The following is a 20,125-nucleotide window of genomic DNA, read 5'->3' as shown; positions in this document are numbered from 1 at the left end:
AAGAAGAGTGTTTGTATCCGCTTTCTTTTAACGGAAAAGCAAGTGCTGGCTGTGAATCCCCGCTTTTTTCAATAAGGCTATCAGCTGTTCCTGTTCCTCAGGCATAAGTCCTGAAAACGCTCTCGCAATTCTCAATGAATGAATCGGATAAATTTTGTCTAAATACTCATTTCCTTTATCAGTTAAATGGGCGTAAACAGACCGTTTGTCCTTCGGGTCTTGTTCTCTGACCAAAAACCCGTTTCTTTCAAGCTTGTCGATGACATAGGTGACATTCCCGCTGACAAGCAAAAGACGCGACCCGATTTGCTGGAGCTTTTGCGGGCCTCTCGTATACAGCAGCTCCAAAACGGCAAATTCAGTCGGATTAAAACCGTGTTCTTTACTGTCGCGGATGCTGTGTTCAGAAACACTTTTGAAAGCCCTTGCAAAAACTTTGTACAAATTCATCGAACGCATCACTTCTTCTTCGTTAAATGATAATCTCATCATATCTACCCCGTATTTAAGATTTTTATAAAAAAATAATGTAAACCCTTACAATTCATAAGAGTCGTTCTTTGTTTTATATTCTATTCGTGCCGTTTTTCAGAATTCCTTCTTTTTTATATAAAAAAATACCCTTATACATCATTTAATTTGTATAAGGGTTTCGTTCTTTATAGGGAATGTTCCGAAAAAAATACGCGTATTCCTTTCTCAGCTCCGTGATTGTCATGGAGTTCAGTATTTCTTTCGTATAGACTCCGATCTGAAGAAGCTTTTTGGAATAATGGTTTCTCTCTTTGTCCAGTGCATTTTGAAACAAATGACTCATGACGCCCTCCTTTGTTTTCCGTTATTCTATGATCAGAATACCGCTTTTATTTCAATGACGTATGAAGCCATTGTAAAACTTATGTGGAATTATGATGTTTTTCGGTAAAGTCCGTTCTGGACGGCTCTGAGCAGCGGAAAAGCGTGTTCCCCGGCAAGCTGCATAAACGTCTCCAGCATTTCATCGCGTTTCATATCTAATTCAATGATTTCTTTTGCCAGCGAAACCGCTTTTTCTTTCTCCATTCATATCCTTCCTCTCATTGTATCTGTAAAATAAGCATAAAACGGGATACAGAGCCATGCATTAACCTTGTTAATTTTTCTGACGCTTTTTTTCTAAAATCTTCTATTTCACGTCAGAAAACCTGACAAGCGTCAGGTTTTTTCTCTTTTTTTCTTATATAATATGAGTAAAAGACATCCAGGGGTGGAAAAATGACGACAGACGAACAATCTTACAAAGATAAAAAAGTAATCTCGATCGGCATTGTAAGCGAATTAACCGGATTGTCAGTCAGGCAGATCAGATACTATGAAGAACGGAAATTAATTTACCCGCAGCGCTCATCGCGGGGAACGAGAAAATATTCCTTCGCGGACGTTGAGCGGCTGATGGATATTGCCAACAAGCGTGAGGACGGCGTACAGACGGCTGAGATTTTAAAAGACATGCGCAAAAAAGAGCAGGCCCTCAAAAACGACCCGCAGCTCCGCAAGAAAATGCTGGAAGGACAGCTTAATGCTCATTTTAAATATAAAAACCGCTGACAAAAAAAGTCCGCCTCCTGTGAGACGGACCTTTTTTTATAAAGCATGAAGAAATGCAGTTGCAATGCCGAAATAAATTAATAAGGACAAAATATCGTTCAGCGTCGTAATCAGCGGCCCGGATGCAATCGCCGGGTCTATGTTCAGTTTATGAAGAATAATAGGGACGATCGTTCCGGCCATCGTACCGATAATCAGCGTTGCAAGCAGCGATGAACCGACGACAAAACCGAGCGTTAAGTCTTTCTGCCAGACGGTTGCGACAATCGTAATCGCAATCGCACAGACAATACCGATGTAGATGCCGGCTCTTAATTCCCGGAAAATCAGTTTAAAGATGGTTTTTTTATTCATTTCTTCTTTAGCCAATCCTCTGATAACGACAGCGAGTGACTGTGTGCCTGTATTTCCCGTCGTTCCCGCGATCATCGGCATGAAAAATGCGAGGGCGACCACTTTTTGCAAAGTATCTTCAAAATAATTCAGGATGCTTCCGGAAATCAATCCGATAAACAAAAGGAGAATGAGCCACGGCAAGCGGCGGTATGCCGCCACGTACGCTTTCGTATCAAATGTAATCGCCTTACCGGAGGCGGCGAATTTTTCGTAATCTTCATCAGCCTCTTTAATCACGACGTCGATAATATCATCGACAGTGACGATGCCGACAAGCACATTATTTTCTTCAACAATGGGAATGGCTAAAAAGTCATACCGCTGGATCAGCCGGGCGACTTCTTCCTGATCCTGGAGCACCCCGGCCGAGATGACACGCGTAAACATGAGATCCTGCACTTTATCGTCAGGCTCGCCGAGAATTAAATCTCTGTAAGACAGCACCCCGACAAGCTGCTTGCTGTCATTAATCACGTACAAGTAGTTAATTGATTCTGCGATTTCCGCAAAGCTTTTCAGCTTCACAACCGCATCTTTTACTGTATAATGCTGCGGAATCCAGACGAAGCGGTTCGTCATCATCCGGCCTGCGGATTCTTGCGGATAGTTCATCAAAAGCTGGACGGCCTTTGATTCCTCGGCCTCCATACTGGACAAAAGCTGCTCTTTCAGCTCTTCATCCATCTCTTCCAGCAAAGCGGCGAGATCGTCGTTATCCATTTTATTCATTGCGAGAGTGGCTTTCGTTTTACCGACTTTATGGAGAACGGCAAGCTGAAATTCCCGCTCCAGCTCTCCGATCATGTCGGTGATGTCATCAACCGTCATATATGACAGATAGCGGGCTCGGTGCTTTTCCGGCATTTCTTTAAATAAAAAGGCCATATCATAGGGCTGAAGCTCGTCTATCATGTTTCGGAATTCTTTTATTTTTCCGTCCCGCAATAAAATGATAATGCGTAATATGAGTTCGTCATAGGTCATGTTTTGGACCATCGGGACTCGTACCTCCTTTACGGAGACGCGCCGTCCGTCAAGGGAAGTGCGGCGGTTTGTCTCCTCATCATGTCGTCACTGGTTATCTGGCTGTATATGGGTACTTCTTCTGACATACTCGAATGGGGAGAATCCATACTCCGCACCTCCTTATCATGCTCAGTCATGTACGTTTTGAGGCATAAAAAAAACCTTCCGAAATGAAGGCGAAAACAAGCACGGCAAATAAACGTGCGGGGCCTTCATTCGTAGAGCTTTAGCACTGTATGGCATAGGACAATCATCCAGCTGCGTTAAGAATCACCTTATGTCGATGATTCCTGTTGACCCATTGGCGTCTTTGGACATTTTTGGGCAGCAGCGTATCTCCATACAGGAGCCTCACCTAACGAAGTTGTTATTTGAATTGACACACTGAGATTACAGAAAAAAAAGGAATGTGTCAACCTTTAAATTGTTATTTCAGCATATGCCTATAAAATAAACGGAATAAAGGCATAAAGCCCTTATTCCGGCAAATCGTTTTCATCCTCTTCTGAAAGTAAATGATAGGATTCATGCAACATGAGCGCGTATTCCCCTTCTTTTGTCGGGTGCGGTACATACTCAGCCTCGTTGATATACTGCTCTTCCCTTTTCTTCACAGAACAGACCTCCTTTTCAACTTTAGATTGTCCAAAAGAAGATCCGTTATCATAAGAAAGAAAAACTCTCCGAAAAAGCGGGATAATGCGGTTATATCTTTCGGATGGTGAAAAAGTTCCGCAACAGCCACGGACCCGGTTTGAAACCGAGCGTTAATTGCCACGCGCCGATCGCCTGCAGTCCGAATTCCCGCACGAGAACCATTTTTTCACTCATGCTCCGCACATCCTCGAACCATACTTCATGCGTTCTCCCATTTTCATCCGTATACCGGAAGTAAGGGGAACGATCCCTCTGAGAGTAGCGGATCACTGATTGATATTTCATGGCGGTTTCCATGGCGCGCTGATTGGAGATCGCCGATCCGATCGTCCCGGGGCGGTACGGAATCACCCAATCATATCCGTACAGCGGCACACCGAGAATCACCTTTCTTCTCGGCACCCTGCTGATGGCAAAATTGATGGTTTCTCTGACCTCCGTCAAAGGCGCTACGGGTCCCGGCTCACTGCCGGCGTGGTGCCAGTCGTACGCCATGATGAACATATAATCGACGACGGCTCCGATTCCGCCGTAATCATATCCCCTCAGCCACGGCACCGCTTCATTTGTTTTCGCCGGAACCGATATCGTTAGCGCGAGCTGATGCTCTGAGAGCCGGGTTTTTAACTGCCGGAGAAATCCTGTAAACAGGTCCCGGTCGGCTTCCCTGATCCGTTCAAAATCAATATTTACACCGCCGTATCCCTTTCTTACGGTCAGGTAGACGATATTATTGACGAGGTTCGTTCTCGCCGTCGGGTTCTGCAGGACTTGATGGGCTAATTCCGGGCTGAACCCTCCTTCTGTCAGATTCGTGATAACCGCAAGCGGCCGCACTCTGTTTTGCCATGTGGTTTCTATCGCGGTCCTGTCGTTTAAATCATTCATGATATCTCCGTTTGGGCCAAAATGATATTCAAACAAAGAAATCGCCGATGAATAGGGTGCAAAATCATTAATGAGCTCTCTGTCCGCTTCAGGTGTCCGAATGACGTAAAATTGCAGGGTTCCCGCCAAATAGTTGGAGATATCCGGAATTCTCACTTTCAGACCCGGCCGCAGCCGGTTCGGCGGAATATCCGGGTTTGCCTGCATCAGCTGCATCTGCGGCACATAAGTCTTACTTGCGATAACGGCATACGTATCATTCGGCTGAACCGTATATTCATTAAGAGGGATCAAAAGCGCCTGCCCCGGAACGATATTCGTTTCCTCAAGCCCGTTGACGCTTCTGATGCTGTCAACAGGGTATCCGTACTTTCTGCTGATGGAAAATAACGAGTCACCAGACTGCACTGTATGAACAAACATAGATGTCCTCCGTTTCCTTTTGATCAAAAGGGCTCTTCTTATCTTTATGAATGATCTTCCGGTCCGATTCCAAACTCTGTTTAGAGAAAGGCTGTTTACAAATCAGATATGATCAACTATGATGATGTCATTATAAAAAACTGTATAGGAAACGCACTAGGGGTGCTGTTATCGGCTGAGATAAAACATGCGGCAGGCGTGTTTTGATCCCTTATAACCCGATCTGGATAATACCAGCGTGGGGAAGTGCAGATTGACCGGAGCGCAGGGTTTTTTCCATGCGTTTTCGTTCTGCTGCTGCATATTCCCTCGGATATGCAGTTTTTTATTTTTCATTAAAAAACGGGGAGGACACTGCAATATGAAACTTACGATCAATCGTCTTTCGTAAAATCAACTCTTTCATACATACGACTATCCGATAAGAAAGCAGGAGATCACAATGAAAAATTGGAAAATGAGAGAAATTGTCGTCATGTCCGTCATCAGTGTTGTATTCGCTGTCGTTTATTTATTATCAACTCATGCAAGCAATATAGCGGCAGGGTTTTTCGGCCGGATGAGCTACGAACCGATTTACGGTATTTGGTTTATCGTCTCGGTGATTGCCGCCTACATTATTCAAAAACCGGGAGCGGCGCTTGTTTCTGAAATCATCGCCGCGTTTGTGGAGTGTTTACTCGGAAATCCGTCAGGGCCGATGGTGATTCTGATCGGCATCGCGCAGGGAATCGGTGCGGAAGCGGTCTTTTTTGCGACACGCTGGCGGGTGTATACCCTGCCCGTGCTCCTTTTATCCGGTATGGGGTCTTCTGTTGCGAGCTTCATTTATGACTTGTTCATTTCCGGATACTCTGTTTTGAATCCGGGTTTATTAGCCGTCATGCTTCTCATCCGCCTGGTCTCAGGTGCGCTTCTTGCCGGCCTTCTCGGCAAAGCAATCAGTGATGCGCTGGCTTACACAGGGGTGCTGAACGGCATGGCGCTCGGAAAAGAATTCAAGAAGAAAAAGAAACAGGTGAACCAAGATGCAGGCATCTGAACCCCTTCTATCGGCCCGCCGTCTTACCTTTTCTTATGAGCAGGATGAGAAGCCGGTTTTTCAAGACGTGTCATTTCAGCTCCGCAAAGGAGAACGGGTTTTATTGCTCGGGCCGAGCGGATGCGGTAAAAGCTCGCTCGCACTTTGTTTAAACGGTCTGTACCCGGAAGCCTGCGATGCAGTTCAAACGGGAACCGTTTCCTTATACGGAACACATCTTTCGGACCTGTCAGAACCCGCCGCCCGATCCATCGGCGTCGTGTTTCAAGATCCGGATCAGCAGTTTTGCATGCTGACGGTTGAAGATGAAATAGCCTTCGGTCTGGAAAATTTGCAATATACAAAAGAAGAGATGGACTCAATTATTGAGGACGTTTTGGAAAAATTAGAAATCACTCATCTGAAAACACGGACGATCGCCTCGCTGTCAGGCGGTTCAAAACAAAAGGTCGCGCTCGCCTGTATCATTGCGATGGAACCGGAACTCATTATTTTAGACGAACCGACGGCACAGCTTGATCCATATTCCGTGCGGGAATTGGTGCGGCTGATCAAAGAACTGCAGGCCAAAAAAGGCTTCGGACTTCTCGTTATCGAGCATCAGCTAGATCATTGGGCGCCGTGGATAGACAGGACGATTGTCCTTGACGGAACGGGTCAGAAGGTGATGGACGGAGAGACCGACGCGATCTTTGAAACAAAACTTGAAGAGCTGACGCAGCTCGGCATTCCGATTCCGCGGGTGATCTCATTGCAGAAGCACGTCAGCATCCCTTTTACATTGTGCAAAGAAAGACTGTTTCAGGAACCTGTACCGCCCTTTCCCGGCCCCCGGCCCGCCGCGCTTTCGGCAGAGGACGCGCTGAGTGTTCACGGGCTGTCATTCAGAAGAGGAACGGACACCATTTTTCAGGACGTGAGCTTTTCCGTAAAAAAAGGGTCAATCACCGCGATTGCCGGCCCTAACGGAACCGGAAAATCCACGCTCCTGTCCGCCGCGGCCAAGCTCATCCGCCCTGTGAGCGGAGACATCAAAATAGACGGCAGACCGGTAGATTCCTATTCGGAAAAAGAGCTTCGGCGGCTGATAGGGTATGTTTTCCAAAATCCTGAACACCAGTTTGTCACAGATTCTGTCATTCAAGAGCTGCTGTTCGGCTTTGAAAACGGTAAAGCCGCAAAGGAGAAAGCTCTTCAGCTCTTAACCCGGTTCGGCCTGAGACGCTATGCCTCACAGCATCCGTTCTCTTTAAGCCAAGGACAAAAGCGCAGGCTCAGCGTCGCCACGATGCTTATGCATCAGGTGAAAGTTTTGCTGCTTGATGAACCGACTTTCGGGCAGGACGCAAAAACGGCGCGTGAGTGCATGCTGATGCTTCAGGAGATCCAAAAGGAAGGAACGGCTGTTTTAATGGTGACACATGATATGGAGCTCGTCTCAGATTATGCCGATACGATCCTTGTGCTCTGCGGCACGAAGCTTGTGTACCGCGGAACGCCCGACTCATTGTTTTCCGATCATATCGGAATCGCGGAGCGGGCGCATTTAGCTTTGCCGCTGCGGTATGAATGGATGAAACACGACAGGAGGCGGAGAAATGAACCTGCGGCTGGAGGCTGTTAACCCGTCAATTAAGGCGGCGGCTGTTTTGTTATGCGTCATTATGCTGTCGTTTATTTATAACCCGTACACGCCTGCTTTGTTTTATATTATCATTGCCGGAGGCGTCCTCTTGGCGGGACGTGTGCCGCTTAAAAAATGGCTGCTGTTTACGGTTCCGTTTGTCATTCTTGCCTTCGGATCTTTATGGACAGCCGCCGTATTCGGAAACGTCCCGACAACCGAAAGCAATCTGTTGTTTAAGCTCGGACCGATTGCCGTCAACAGTGATAATGCGGCGCTCGGGATTTCTATCGCGTTTCGTATTTTATGTTTTTCCGCTTTGTCGATGATGTTTCTTTTCACAACCGATCCGATTCTGTTTATGCTCAGTCTGATTCAGCAATGTAAGCTCCCGCCGAAGCTTGCTTACGGCGTGATTGCCGGGTTCCGGTTTCTACCTCTTCTGAAAGATGAAATCCTGATTATCAGACAGGCGCACAGAATCAGAGGCGCGGCATCTGATTCCGGGCTGAAAGGAAAGCTCTTTGCCTTCAGGCGCTTTACCATCCCGCTTTTGGCAGGCGCCATCAGAAAGGCGGAACGCACAGCGATCGCAATGGAATCTAAAGGTTTTACAGGGAGCCGAAACCGCACGTTTTACAGAACGGTTACTGTGCGCCGCGCCGACTGGTTCTTTTTCATGCTCGTGCTCCTTTTATTCGGCGCAAGCTGTCTCATTTCACTGTTGTTTGTATAAAAACAGGCCGCCGGAGTGATTCGGCAGCCTGTTTTGTATGTATGTTACTGATGATAATTGAGAGCCTGGGCGAGGTTGGATTTAATCGTAATATCCGAGAAATTAATGCCGAGCTGTACAGCGGTTTGGGCAATTTCCGGCCTGATCCCGGATAAAGTGGACGAAACGCCGATCAGGTTCAGCGCTTCAATTAATTTAAAAATCTGGTGCGCCACCATTGTATCGACAACCACTACGCCCGACAAGTCGATTAACAGATGCTCAATCAGCCGGTTTGCACATGTACTCAGCGTATTTTCAAGAATGTATTTGGCGCGTTCCGTGTCAATATTGCCGACAAGCGGCAGAAGACCCGTCCGTTTGCTCAGCGTAATAACCGGCGAGCTTAATTCTAAAATCATTTCTCTTTGCGCATTCAGCTGCATTTTCGAATTATATTCGGCGTGATCGACAAATGTGTAAATCGTAAAATCAAATACTTGAACGATTAAATTCTCCCATCTCTTCCTTTCTCCCTCGGCAAACGAAGATTCATGTTTATCGGCAAACGCATCATAATAACTGATGTACAATCTCCGGTTTCTCATGAATTCACGAACCACATACTGGACCGGGGTATCCAGATGCTTCTGGTCTTTCGCAAGCTCAATCACCCATCGCTCAAACTCTTCTAAAAATTCTTTTTCCGGTATGATATACATTTTATTAATATGCCGGTAAAATTCTTTATCTTGCTCCATCAGCTCTTCTATGATGACGGGATTTGTCAAAGAGTAAATCGAATTCGGATCCGAATCTTCCATCGTTTCAATCCATTCTTTCGCAATTTGATCCACCCGTTCGGAAAAATAGTCGTACAATGCTTCATTTATCTTCATACCTCTTCTCCTTTCCCATTTCCAATTATAGCGTCAGCTGATGCCGAATCAAAATAAAAGCCGTTGAACCATCCAATTATTTGAAATTATTTAGTGCAATAGATTGCGCCTTTTTTATGAAAATGCTTCAAATGACTCTTTCTGAACGGCATAATCTGCCATAAAATAGTAGCAACACCCTTGAATCCACTCGCAAGCATAAAAAAGGAGGGCTTTTTTATGAATGGTGAAATGCGGTTGATTCCTTATGTCACGGATGAGCAGATCATGGATGTGAACGAGCTTCCTGAGGGTATTAAAGTGATTAAGGCGCCAGAATTGTGGGCAAAAGGGTTTAAAGGAAAGGATATTAAAATCGCGGTGCTTGATACAGGCTGCGACATTAATCATCCTGATTTGAAAGACCGGGTTATCGGCGGAAAAAACTTCACCGATGATGACGAAGGCAAAGAAGACGCGATTTCCGATTACAACGGCCACGGGACACATGTTTCCGGAACGATTGCGGCCAATGATTCAAACGGCGGAATTTCAGGTGTTGCGCCGGAAGCGAGCCTTTTAATCGTTAAAGTTCTAGGCGGTCAAAACGGCAGCGGCAAATACGAATGGATCATCAACGGCATCAACTACGCCGTTGAACAAAAGGCGGACATTATTTCCATGTCACTCGGCGGGCCGAACGATGTGCCTGAACTGAAAGAAGCCGTCACAAATGCGGTAAAAAGCGGTGTACTGGTCGTTTGCGCAGCAGGAAATGAAGGTGACGGAGACGAGCGGACAGAAGAACTGTCGTATCCGGCCGCTTACAACGAAGTGATCGCCGTCGGATCAGTCTCAATCGCCCGTAAATCGTCAGAATTTTCAAACGCAAATAAAGAAATCGACCTCGTGGCGCCCGGAGAAAACATTCTCTCCACCCTTCCCAACCATAAATACGGGAAGCTGACGGGCACTTCAATGGCCGCCCCGCACGTGAGCGGAGCGCTGGCCTTAATAAAAGGGCTTGAACAGGACTCGTTTCAGCGGACGCTTTCTGAAGCCGAAATTTATGCCCAGCTTGTGCGGCGGACTCTTCCTTTGGGCATCGCCAAAACATTGGCCGGGAACGGATTTCTGTATTTAGACGCACCTGATGTGCTCATGGAAAGAGCCGAACAGGCACAGCTGCTGTCTTTCTGATATTTTTCTCATATAATGATTGATCCGCTTGTCAACATCACCAATTTTCAAAATGTGAGATTTTCTATTGACAGTGATCTGAATAAGCTGATAAGATAACCAACAAATGATGTAACTTTTCAAAAAAATTGAAATATTTTCTCTTATCGAGAGTTGGGCGAGGGATTGGCCTTTTGACCCCAACAGCAACCGACCGTAATTCCATTGTGAAATGGGGCGCGTGATTTTTGCGCCGAGACGATTGTCTCCTAAGGCACGGTGCTAATTCCATCAGACGTGATCTGAGAGATAAGAGAGGCTTACATTTTGATGTTAAAGCCTCTTTCTCTCATGAGAAAGAGGCTTTTTTGTTACATCTCACTTAAAGGAGGAGACTTAATGACTACAATCAAAACTTCAAATCTCGGTTTTCCGAGAATCGGCTTGAACAGAGAATGGAAAAAAGCGCTTGAGGCTTATTGGAAAGGAAACACTGATAAAGAAACGTTTCTTAAAGAGCTTGACAGTTTATTCTTATCAGCTGTCAAAACACAGCTTGACCAAAATATCGATATCGTGCCGGTCTCTGATTTTACTCATTATGACCATGTGCTTGATACAGCCGTCAGCTTTAACTGGATTCCGGAAAGATTCCGCAGCATCACGGATCCCGTTGATACATATTTCGCGATTGCCCGCGGTGTTAAAGACGCCGTTTCCAGTGAAATGACAAAATGGTTCAACACCAACTACCATTACATCGTTCCTGAATATGACGAAAGCATTGAATTCCGTCTGACGAGAAACAAACAGCTTGACGACTACCGCCGGATCAAAGAAGAATTCGGAGCGGAAACGAAACCTGTCATTGTCGGTCCGTATACATTCGTCACACTTGCGAAAGGATACGAAGAATCAGAGGCGAAAGCGATTCAAAAGCGCCTTGTTCCTCTTTATGTACAGCTGCTGAAAGAGCTTGAAGCAGAAGGCGTCAAATGGGTTCAGATTGATGAGCCAGCCCTTGTGACAGCCTCAGCTGAAGATGTCCGCGCCGCAAAAGAACTCTATGAATCTATTACAAAAGAGCTTTCAGGGCTGAATGTCCTCCTGCAGACATACTTCGATTCGGTTGATGCATATGAAGAACTCGTTTCGTATCCTGTACAGGGAATCGGGCTTGATTTCGTGCATGATAAAGGCAGAAACCTTGAGCAATTGAAAAAGCATGGCTTCCCGAAAGATAAAGTGCTGGCAGCCGGTGTGATCGACGGCCGAAACATTTGGAAAATCGATGTTGAAGAACGCCTTGATGCGGCTTTGGATATCCTCAGCCACGCTGATGTTGAGGAGTTATGGATTCAGCCTTCAAGCAGCCTTCTGCACGTGCCGGTGGCGAAACACCCTGACGAGCATCTTGAAAAGGATTTGCTGAACGGCCTGTCATACGCTAAAGAAAAACTGGCGGAACTCAGCGTCTTAAAAGAAGGACTTCTGTCCGGCAAAGCGGCCGTCAGTGAGCTGATTGAAGAGTCAAAAGCGGCACTTAAAGCTTTGAAAGCATTCGCAACAGGAGCGAACTCAGCTCAAAAAGAAGAATTGAATCAGCTGACAGAAAAAGATTTCTCCCGCCCTGCAAGCTTTGAAGAACGATTGGCGCTGCAAAATGAATCACTCGGTCTTCCCCTTCTGCCGACAACGACAATCGGAAGCTTCCCTCAATCTGCTGAAGTGCGGAGCGCACGGCAAAAATGGCGGAAAAAAGAATGGACGGATGAACAGTACCAAGCATTTATTAATGCGGAAACGAAGCGCTGGGTTGACATTCAGGAAGAAATCGGCTTAGACGTGCTCGTTCACGGAGAATTTGAACGGACGGACATGGTCGAATACTTCGGTGAAAAACTGGCCGGGTTCGCCTTTACGAAATATGCATGGGTGCAGTCTTACGGTTCACGCTGCGTACGTCCGCCTGTCATTTTCGGAGATGTCGAATTTATCGAACCGATGACGGTAAAAGATACGGTCTACGCCCAATCGCTGACAGAAAAGCACATGAAAGGCATGCTGACGGGACCTGTCACCATTTTAAACTGGTCATTCCCGCGCGTGGATATTTCAAGAAAAGAAATCGCCTTCCAGATCGGGCTTGCCCTCAGAAAAGAAGTAAAAGCGCTTGAAGATGCCGGTATTCAGATTATCCAAGTGGATGAACCCGCGCTCCGTGAAGGCCTGCCGTTAAAAACGCAGGATTGGGATGAATATTTAACTTGGGCCGCAGAAGCTTTCCGATTAACGACGTCTTCTGTGAAAAATGAGACGCAGATTCATACGCATATGTGTTACAGCAACTTTGAAGATATTGTCGATACGATCAATGACCTTGACGCTGATGTCATCACAATCGAACACAGCCGAAGCCACGGAGGATTCTTAGAATATCTGAAAGATCATCCTTACGTGAAAGGCCTCGGACTCGGTGTATACGACATTCACAGCCCGCGCGTGCCGGCTACTGAAGAAATCTATCAAATTATCGATGATGCGCTTGAAGTGTGTCCGACAGACCGCTTCTGGGTAAACCCGGACTGCGGGCTGAAAACAAGACAGCAGGAAGAAACCGTTGCGGCATTAAAAAATATGGTCGACGCTGCGAAACAGGCGCGAAAAAAACAAGCTCAGCTTGTATAATGAAAACAGCCATCCCTAATGTGCGGATGGCTGTTTTTTTGAGCATGTTACTTATTCTTCAGCGCCTCTGCAAGTTCACTCAGTGAATCATGCTGCTTAATTTGATAGCCCCGCCCTTCTTTCTGCAAATACCCTTTTTGGCAGAATTGCGTCAGCACATGCAAGAGATGACGGTAAGATACACCTAAATAATCACAAACCGTTACGTGCTTCTCTTTATAAAATCCTTCATACGCCGTCTGCAAAATAAAATCAGCAAGCCGGTTTTCAACCGGGAACGCCAGACTTTGTGAATACTTTGAAGCCATAAGCGTTGCCTTATCACTTAAAAACTTAGCCAATTCACGCAGAAAATTCGCATCCTGCAGCAATTGCGCGCGGCAGCGGCAAATTGGCAGAGCGAAACAAACAGTCTTCGCTGAGGCCTGAATGCCTTTTGTGTAATATACTTCATGTAATAGTTCCATCTCTCCGATGTAATCATTTTTGTTGATAAAATTAATTAACGATACTTTTCCGTTTTGATGGGTTACATATATTTTCGCTTTTCCTTCAATCACGTAAAACAGGAAATCCGGCCTCATGCCCTCTTGAATCATCCATTCATCCCGCTGATATTCCCGCACTTCCATATACTCTTCAGCGGGAAAAGAAAATAAATGCGCGATTGAGTGTTTTTCTATCTGATGCCGTTTTTTCTCACCTTTATAAATTTCCATCGTCCACCCCGAAATATATGAGATATCTCATATTATCTTTACGTTTTACATGATAACATGCCAATGAAAAGGAGGAACGGGAATGAACGCATATCGCTGGATGAGTCTGCATTTTTTTAGCTTTTTTATGACATGGGGGATTTTTCTGCCCTATTGGACGGGATGGATGGTTCATATAAAAGGGGTTTCCGTATCCGAAGCCAGTTTCATTATGAGCTTAGGTCTGGCGGCAAGAGGTATTTCCACATTGCTTTTCTTTCCTTATTTATCTGGAAAATTCAGCAGCAGAGCCATATTGAACGGAGCCAGAATCGGTACGCTTCTTGCGCTTTTATGTTATATTCCGGCTGACTCTTTTCAAAGCCTGCTTCTTGTCACATTAGGGCTGCATGTGTTTTATCCGGCTTTGATGCCTGCTTTGGACAGCGCTTGCGGCGTTTTGGTACAGCATAATGAATTAAGAGATTACGGAACCAGCCGGCAATGGGGGTCCGCCGGATTTGTTTCAGCCGGCGTCATCCTGTCCGTCTTTACAGGTATATTTGGAGATCAAGTGATTTTATGGGCACTGCTTTTGGGCACTCTGATATTCGTATGCCTCAGCTTTATGCATGCGCCCGCTGTTCTTTCAAAACGGCCGGAAACAGATTGTACAAAAAAAGAGGGCATGCTTGCCTTATTCCGCATCAAACATTTCGGTCTGGTGCTCGCAATCGTTATCTTGCTGCAGGCGGCACATGCGTCTTATTACAATTACGGTTATCTCTTTTTGCAGGAAATCCATGCACCCGCATATGCAATCGGAATCATCATCAACATCGCCGTTATTGCGGAGATCATTTTCTTTGCAATCGCTGACCGATGTTTTCATCAATTTACGGCTGGTGCTTTGCTCGCTTTGGCTGCGCTTGGTGCAACCGTACGCTGGATACTCGTATTTGCCTTTCCGCATGTCATCATTTTCTGCCTCGCGCAGACGCTGCATGCCTGTTCATTCGCGATGGGACACTATGCATTTATGAAATATTTAATTAAACATATTTCCCCTGCGCAAGTCCCGAAAGCCCAAGGCATATATTCAGCGCTTGCGCTCAGCTGGAGCACTGCGGTATTTACTGTTTTCGGAGGTTTTTTATATGAAATTGAACCCCGGTACGCCTTTATCGGAATGATTGTTTGTACGATCCCCTCTATGCTTCTTGCCCTTTTATACAGAAAACTGGAAATGAAAAAGAGAGTTTTTGCAGGATATGCACAAGATATATAGACAAAGCTTTCTTTATATATATGATCCCATTTCCGGCTGTTATTTTGACTGATTTGCCAATGTTTTAAGATGTATCTTCCGCTATAGTTAAAGTAATCGATCAACCGAGGGGGATTTGAGATGAATCAGCATATTTCATTTTTAAAGAGGGCGGTCACGCTGGGAGTTGAGAGCGTGGATGAAGGCGGAGGGCCTTTTGGCTGCGTCATCGTTAAAAACGGCGTCATTATCGCCGAAGGGCAGAACAATGTGACCTCCAGCAACGATCCGACAGCCCATGCTGAAGTAACGGCGATCCGGAATGCGTGCCGGACGCTTCAAACATATCAGCTTGATGATTGTGTGATTTACACAAGCTGTGAACCCTGCCCTATGTGTTTAGGCGCCATTTATTGGGCGAGGCCAAAAGCGGTATATTACGCATCCAGCCACTCAGATGCTTCTGACGCAGGCTTTGATGACACCTTCATATATGATGAAATCAAGAAACAGCGGACGGAGAGATCAATTCCTTTTTATCATCTCAGCTTCTCCGATCATACCGCGCCCTTTGACGTCTGGAAAACTTCCGCCCGCAAAAAAGTATATTAATCCAGAATAACCTGCTCACAACGCAGGTTTATTTTTCGTGAACGCAATTGATTCATTAAGGTCATTCTTTCAGAAAAATGGACAGCACAAGTGAATATATTGATACAGTACTGCTTTACGCTTTTTTTCGGGGACTTTATACGTAATGAAGACATTTTCTGTCAACTCATAAGGAGGGACATTGTGTCACAGCCTAATTTACCAAACATCACCCCTGTCGTGACCCATTCCAGAGACGATACCATAGACCTTCTTCTTTCATCAATTGCTATGGAAGAGCTGGGAATGGTACATATTCTGAATGCGGAAGGAGAAAAAATCCAATATGCGCTCGGAACGATTCCCGGATTAACAGGGCCGCCGTCAAGTCTTGCAGATATTTTGAACTTGAATGAGAGCGTCCGTGATACGCTTGACAGCTTAATGAAACAGGAGCTTCTTCTCGGCTCAAAATTGGACAGTATCTCAAATATCTCTGCACTGGCGGGGCCGACTGGACCGACCGGGATTACCGGGGTCACTGGCACTACTGGAGAAAATGGACCGATAGGAATTACTGGAGCTACAGGGGTCCCCGGGCCCACAGGCAGCACTGGTGCTGCCGGAGCCACCGGACTGACTGGACCCACTGGTATCACTGGAGCCACCGGCGCTGCGGGTGTCACCGGAACAAGTTTAACGGCGACTTCCGGATTTGCAAGTAATACGGGCGGCGGTGTTGTCGCTGTTGTTATCGGCGGCACAGCCATTTCCTTGCCGAATGATCAAAACCTTTCCGCAGATATTACGGCTAATGCTGCTAATACTATGTTTACCGTTGCGCCGGCAGGGCGGTACTATATCTCCTACCAGATTAATTTAGCAGCCGGCCTGCTTGTAAGTTCACGGGTCCTGATTAACGGCGCCCCGCCTGCAAGTTCAATTATTGCACCTGCCGTGTCATTGGCAAACTTCAACAACTCCTTCATTGTGAATTTGACAGCAGGCAGCACCATCCAGCTTCAGCTGTTCGGATTATTAGGTGAGGCGGCATTGCTCGGAGGAAGTGCCGGTGCGGCGTTGAACATTATTCGATTATCTTAACGGAACAAAAAAAGGATCAGGCGTTTGTCCGCTGATCCTTTTTTAATTGTGTCAGAAGTTCTTGTGCAGGTTTAAATTGAGGATTAAATTTCACGGATTTTTTGGCGTAAGCGACGGCCGTCATATCATGGTTTAATGCAGCATGGCATTTCGCCATATGATAAAAAGCTCTGAAATCGCCGGCACCTTTTAAATGTAAGTGGCCAGCATTTTCTTCTTCAATCTTCGTTCCGTTTTCAAATGCTTTGATAGCCGCTCTGTACTTTTCCAAATGATATAATATAAGGCCCTTATAATAATGAAGATTGCAGTAATCAGGATAAAGCCTGAGCACCTTGTCAATCCCTTGCTCCGCTTCTTCATACCGTTTGAGTTCAAGCAATATTGTATATTTTAAATGATACAAGAGAGACGGAGGCATTCGTTTTTCACTTAAAAATTGAAAAATTGAGCCGTTGACAAGATGTAATGCTTTTTCATAGTCTTTTATTCTGCAGCATTCGCTTGCCAAATGATAAATAAGCCACGGATCCGGATTTTCCTCTGAAAGCTCTTCATTTAAAATGCTGATATTCCGTTTATGTTTTTGTTTGATCTTTTCTTCCTGCTCCAAATAACCGTAGTGATGAATCACACAAGGAAGCGTAAAAAAAGCATTGTTTTCTTCCTCATTGGAAGAGGTGATATTTTCGTGTATTCTGCCTTGATACAGAAGGCCTTCATGATTGCGGAACAGTCTCGGCTGCATGCTTTCAAACGCTTCATTTTCATCCAGCTGCTTCCCCGTGTAATTGATGATTTTCAAAAGACCCCGGCTCGGTAATTCATCATGAAGCAGCGAAGTGATAAAGCGGCCGCTCTCCTGATCGAGCTCTTCATCCGCGTCAAGCATTAAAATCCAATCCCCTTTTGCATGCTGCAGGCCGTAATTTCTCGCCTTGGCGAAATCATTCTCCCATTCTAAATCAAACACTCTGGCCTGAAAACTTTTGCAGATATCTTTTGTATTATCTTGTGATCCTGTGTCTACAATGACGATCTCGTCCGCAATATCTTGTACACTTGATAAACACCGGGAGATATATCTCTCCTCGTTTTTTACAATCATGCAAAGCGTCAGTTTACATTCAGCATTTCCGCTCATGTTCTCACCTTTCCCGCTTTTGGAGTTGTTGATTGAACCAAGGCTTTTCAGGTGTGCCGTTCATCGTTACGAAGACAGGCCGCCCCCATCTGACAGCAGGTTCGGCAGATGATTCCGGATCCCATTCCCGAAGCTGCCTGACCGCCCGTTTCGTAACGGGATGCGTCCGGAATTCTGGCGGGCTTTCAGAAATGAATTTTTTCGTTCGTTCCGTCACTGTCTTCATTTCATGAAAGTGCCGCTCATACATCCGCTTCTGCTCTCTTTCCATGCTGATCATTAAAAACAGCCGCCCGCCTGTTTCCGCCTGCCAGCGGCACAATGCGGAGAACAGCCTGATTTCTTCTTTGTAATTTGAATCCTTTCTTTTATCAACGGTCACAGCTAATATATGTAACAGCGCAATTGTGAGACAATGCATCGCTTCAAAAGATGTCTGTTTCGCTTTTGAGAGGCTTTGATACGGCATATGCTTCACCCATCTCTTCCTTTATGAACGCTCCCCGCCTTTCCTCCTCCATTCGCATTCCTCACAATCCTCGCACTCACAGCAGCCAATGCGGCCGTAAAACAGACCGTCGCACGGATCTTCGGGCGGAGGATTCGGAAAGCGCGGATCACATGAGTCGCTTGGATTGTCGCACGGGTCATCCGGATCATCACCATCGCAGTGTTCATCTGGGTCCCGCGGGTCATCCGGGTCATCACGATCGCAGGGTTCATCTGGGTCCCACGGGTCATCAGGATCGTCCGGGTCACTCGGATTGCTTCGGTCGTCAGGATCCATGCAGGCTTCAGAATCCTGTAAGTAGATAATGTCCTCAAGCTTCGTCTGCAAAAGGAGCTGGGATTTCATGACTGTGCGCAGAAGCCGTTCGGTGCTTCGATTGATGGCTGACAATTCCCCCAGAGAAGGATCGCCGGAAGCGCCGAGAAACGTTTGAATTCGATCTGCTTCCGCCTGCAGAATATGGGATAGTCCGATTTCTTCCATAGCCACAGATGAAAGAAGGAAGTTCAAAGTCTCACATTTGGAGAGTGTAATGTCGGGGGTGATGTTCGGGATATTTGGAAGAGACATCGATTTCTCCCTCGTTTCTCTTGGTGTCATTATGCAAAAGTGCTATATCGTATTCTTATTCCGGAGGAGAAGAGTTCATTACTGATGTTTTCGTTAATAAAATATCCCGGATTTTATATCCGGGATATTCGTTCGTTTAATTATTTGAGTTCAAGTTTTACGTCAACATTTCCTCTTGTCGCTTTTGAATACGGACAGAACTCGTGAGCGGCGTGTACAAGCTTCTCCGCCGTTTCTTTATCAAGGTCTTTTGTATCAATGACGAGCGTTACGCCGATTTTGTATCCCCCGTCACTCTCATCTTTTAAAAGGCTGACCTGCCCTTCAATTTCAGAGGTCATGTCGATATTCTGTTTTTTGGCGGCGAGCTCAAGCGCTCCCCCGAAGCAGGCAGCATATCCTGCCGCAAAAAGCTGTTCAGGGTTTGTGCCCGTTTCTCCGTCTTTTTTTGCATTCGGCATGATGATGTCAAAATCCAGCACTCCGTCTTCGGATTTAATATGTCCTGACCGTCCGCCGACTGCGGTCGCTTTTGCAGTAAATAATGCCATAATTATCAGCCTCCTCATTGTACTTATTATTTATATTGCCCATGCTCATATTTTTAAACATATTAGAATAGGAAATGGGCCATTTTTCGGCTACAATAGGGGTAACGTTAACAAACAAAGAGTTGGTGAAGAAGTTATGGCAGAAAAAGAATTTGAACATATGAAACTGGAGAATCAGCTTTGCTTTTTGCTGTATGCAAGCTCAAGGGAAATGACGAAACGGTACAAGCCGCTGCTTGATAAGCTCAATGTGACCTATCCGCAATATTTGGCGCTTCTTTTATTATGGGAGCATGAAGAACTGAATGTAAAACGGATGGGTGAGCTTTTGCATCTGGATTCAGGAACGCTGACACCGATGCTGAAACGGATGGAGCAGCGCGGAATCATTATAAGAAGGCGGTCGCCTGAAGATGAGCGCTCTGTGACGATCAGGCTGACAGATGAAGGATGGGCCATGCAGAAAACGGCGGCGGATATTCCCATTGCCATGCTGGAACAGACAGGACTGTCAAAAGAGGAATTAAAGCAGGTAAAGCAGTCGCTTTATGAGGTTTTGAAAACGCTGCACGGCGTAAAATAAGGA

Annotated in this window: 22 protein-coding genes and 3 riboswitches; of the genes, 10 read left to right on the top strand and 12 right to left on the bottom strand. The window is 45.9% G+C overall.

The genetic code is table 11. The annotated features are described in order from the left end of the window. Positions 1-27: 27 nt before the first annotated feature. From ABDB98_RS06900 to ABDB98_RS06890, 3 genes are all read right to left on the bottom strand, one after another. Positions 28-492 (bottom strand): MarR family winged helix-turn-helix transcriptional regulator, encoded by a 465-nt coding sequence (locus ABDB98_RS06900; RefSeq protein ID WP_007610911.1) that lies wholly within the window; start codon positions 490-492, stop codon positions 28-30. Between the two features lie 142 nt (positions 493-634). After that, complete coding sequence (locus ABDB98_RS06895; RefSeq protein WP_016936380.1) at positions 635-817, bottom strand: Fur-regulated basic protein FbpA; 183 nt, start codon at positions 815-817, stop codon at positions 635-637. Between the two features lie 89 nt (positions 818-906). Next, the gene (locus ABDB98_RS06890; RefSeq protein ID WP_101605506.1) at positions 907-1,062 is read right to left on the bottom strand and encodes a hypothetical protein; all 156 of its coding nucleotides are present in this window, start codon (positions 1,060-1,062) and stop codon (positions 907-909) included. 192 nt (positions 1,063-1,254) lie between these two features. Between ABDB98_RS06890 and tnrA the strand changes: the two genes are divergently transcribed. After that, a complete protein-coding gene (tnrA, locus tag ABDB98_RS06885) occupies positions 1,255-1,587 on the top strand; it encodes a MerR family transcriptional regulator TnrA (protein ID WP_003154734.1) in 333 nt (110 codons plus the stop codon). 36 nt (positions 1,588-1,623) lie between these two features. On the opposite strand, the gene mgtE is transcribed toward tnrA, so the two are convergent. The 3 genes from mgtE to ABDB98_RS06870 form a co-directional block, all read right to left on the bottom strand. Then, entirely contained in the window at positions 1,624-2,979 is a 1,356-nt protein-coding gene (gene mgtE / locus ABDB98_RS06880) for a magnesium transporter (RefSeq protein WP_045925675.1), read from the bottom strand. Positions 2,980-3,213: 234 nt separating this feature from the next. Beyond that, positions 3,214-3,379: riboswitch (M-box (ykoK) riboswitch) on the bottom strand. A 106-nt stretch (positions 3,380-3,485) separates the two neighbouring features. Next, on the bottom strand, positions 3,486-3,623 hold the full coding sequence (locus ABDB98_RS06875; protein ID WP_438421747.1) for a transcriptional regulator SplA domain-containing protein: 138 nt from the start codon (positions 3,621-3,623) through the stop codon (positions 3,486-3,488). 91 nt (positions 3,624-3,714) lie between these two features. Further along, the gene (locus ABDB98_RS06870; RefSeq protein ID WP_060962966.1) at positions 3,715-4,977 is read right to left on the bottom strand and encodes a glycosyl hydrolase family 18 protein; all 1,263 of its coding nucleotides are present in this window, start codon (positions 4,975-4,977) and stop codon (positions 3,715-3,717) included. A gap of 148 nt (positions 4,978-5,125) precedes the next feature. Continuing rightward, positions 5,126-5,239: riboswitch (TPP riboswitch) on the top strand. 180 nt (positions 5,240-5,419) lie between these two features. On the opposite strand from ABDB98_RS06870, the gene ABDB98_RS06865 reads away from it, so the two are divergent. The 3 genes from ABDB98_RS06865 to ABDB98_RS06855 are packed head-to-tail and all read left to right on the top strand — an operon-like array spanning position 5,420 to position 8,379. After that, positions 5,420-6,019, top strand: a complete 600-nt coding sequence (locus tag ABDB98_RS06865) for an ECF transporter S component (protein WP_269775213.1) — start codon at positions 5,420-5,422, stop codon at positions 6,017-6,019. Further along, positions 6,006-7,643, top strand: coding sequence for an ABC transporter ATP-binding protein (locus ABDB98_RS06860; RefSeq protein WP_438421744.1), 1,638 nt, complete (start codon positions 6,006-6,008; stop codon positions 7,641-7,643). Before ABDB98_RS06865 ends, ABDB98_RS06860 begins: the two co-directional genes overlap by 14 nt. Continuing rightward, a complete protein-coding gene (locus ABDB98_RS06855; protein ID WP_099744333.1) occupies positions 7,618-8,379 on the top strand; it encodes an energy-coupling factor transporter transmembrane component T family protein in 762 nt (253 codons plus the stop codon). Before ABDB98_RS06860 ends, ABDB98_RS06855 begins: the two co-directional genes overlap by 26 nt. Positions 8,380-8,423: 44 nt before the next feature. Here the strand turns inward: ABDB98_RS06855 and ABDB98_RS06850 are convergent, their stop codons facing one another. Further along, on the bottom strand, positions 8,424-9,257 hold the full coding sequence (locus tag ABDB98_RS06850; RefSeq protein WP_438421743.1) for an STAS domain-containing protein: 834 nt from the start codon (positions 9,255-9,257) through the stop codon (positions 8,424-8,426). A gap of 219 nt (positions 9,258-9,476) precedes the next feature. Between ABDB98_RS06850 and ABDB98_RS06845 the strand changes: the two genes are divergently transcribed. Further along, the gene (locus tag ABDB98_RS06845) at positions 9,477-10,436 is read left to right on the top strand and encodes a S8 family peptidase (RefSeq protein ID WP_060962971.1); all 960 of its coding nucleotides are present in this window, start codon (positions 9,477-9,479) and stop codon (positions 10,434-10,436) included. A gap of 140 nt (positions 10,437-10,576) precedes the next feature. Then, positions 10,577-10,731: riboswitch (SAM riboswitch) on the top strand. Between the two features lie 83 nt (positions 10,732-10,814). Continuing rightward, positions 10,815-13,103: a 5-methyltetrahydropteroyltriglutamate--homocysteine S-methyltransferase gene (gene metE / locus ABDB98_RS06840; RefSeq protein ID WP_438421742.1), complete on the top strand. Its 2,289-nt coding sequence runs from the start codon at positions 10,815-10,817 to the stop codon at positions 13,101-13,103. A 47-nt stretch (positions 13,104-13,150) separates the two neighbouring features. On the opposite strand, the gene yeiL is transcribed toward metE, so the two are convergent. Next, positions 13,151-13,822 carry a transcriptional regulator YeiL gene (yeiL, locus tag ABDB98_RS06835; protein WP_269775219.1) on the bottom strand — a complete coding sequence of 224 codons (672 nt, stop codon included), beginning with the start codon at positions 13,820-13,822 and terminating at the stop codon, positions 13,151-13,153. An 82-nt stretch (positions 13,823-13,904) separates the two neighbouring features. Here yeiL and ABDB98_RS06830 point away from each other — a divergent pair, with 82 nt between their 5' ends. The 3 genes from ABDB98_RS06830 to ABDB98_RS06820 all read left to right on the top strand — a co-directional run bounded on the left by ABDB98_RS06830 (position 13,905) and on the right by ABDB98_RS06820 (position 16,763). Beyond that, the gene (locus ABDB98_RS06830; protein WP_438421741.1) at positions 13,905-15,089 is read left to right on the top strand and encodes an MFS transporter; all 1,185 of its coding nucleotides are present in this window, start codon (positions 13,905-13,907) and stop codon (positions 15,087-15,089) included. A gap of 120 nt (positions 15,090-15,209) precedes the next feature. Beyond that, positions 15,210-15,680: a nucleoside deaminase gene (locus ABDB98_RS06825; RefSeq protein WP_438421739.1), complete on the top strand. Its 471-nt coding sequence runs from the start codon at positions 15,210-15,212 to the stop codon at positions 15,678-15,680. Between the two features lie 183 nt (positions 15,681-15,863). Continuing rightward, entirely contained in the window at positions 15,864-16,763 is a 900-nt protein-coding gene (locus ABDB98_RS06820; RefSeq protein WP_438421738.1) for a BclA C-terminal domain-containing protein, read from the top strand. Between the two features lie 16 nt (positions 16,764-16,779). Here the strand turns inward: ABDB98_RS06820 and ABDB98_RS06815 are convergent, their stop codons facing one another. The 4 genes from ABDB98_RS06815 to ABDB98_RS06800 all read right to left on the bottom strand — a co-directional run bounded on the left by ABDB98_RS06815 (position 16,780) and on the right by ABDB98_RS06800 (position 19,539). Next, the gene (locus ABDB98_RS06815) at positions 16,780-17,907 is read right to left on the bottom strand and encodes a glycosyltransferase (RefSeq protein ID WP_438421737.1); all 1,128 of its coding nucleotides are present in this window, start codon (positions 17,905-17,907) and stop codon (positions 16,780-16,782) included. 4 nt (positions 17,908-17,911) lie between these two features. Continuing rightward, positions 17,912-18,376: a hypothetical protein gene (locus ABDB98_RS06810; RefSeq protein ID WP_438422123.1), complete on the bottom strand. Its 465-nt coding sequence runs from the start codon at positions 18,374-18,376 to the stop codon at positions 17,912-17,914. A gap of 21 nt (positions 18,377-18,397) precedes the next feature. Continuing rightward, the gene (locus tag ABDB98_RS06805; protein ID WP_438421736.1) at positions 18,398-18,988 is read right to left on the bottom strand and encodes a hypothetical protein; all 591 of its coding nucleotides are present in this window, start codon (positions 18,986-18,988) and stop codon (positions 18,398-18,400) included. Positions 18,989-19,128: 140 nt separating this feature from the next. Then, the gene (locus tag ABDB98_RS06800) at positions 19,129-19,539 is read right to left on the bottom strand and encodes an organic hydroperoxide resistance protein (RefSeq protein WP_060962978.1); all 411 of its coding nucleotides are present in this window, start codon (positions 19,537-19,539) and stop codon (positions 19,129-19,131) included. Between the two features lie 136 nt (positions 19,540-19,675). Here ABDB98_RS06800 and ABDB98_RS06795 point away from each other — a divergent pair, with 136 nt between their 5' ends. After that, positions 19,676-20,122: a MarR family winged helix-turn-helix transcriptional regulator gene (locus ABDB98_RS06795; protein WP_047475364.1), complete on the top strand. Its 447-nt coding sequence runs from the start codon at positions 19,676-19,678 to the stop codon at positions 20,120-20,122. The last annotated feature ends 3 nt before the right edge of the window (positions 20,123-20,125 follow it).

The organism is Bacillus siamensis (assembly GCF_051628075.1).
Taxonomy (GTDB): domain Bacteria; phylum Bacillota; class Bacilli; order Bacillales; family Bacillaceae; genus Bacillus; species Bacillus siamensis.
Note: the sequence above shows the minus strand (reverse complement) of the source record. Positions and strands in the feature narration are given on the sequence as shown.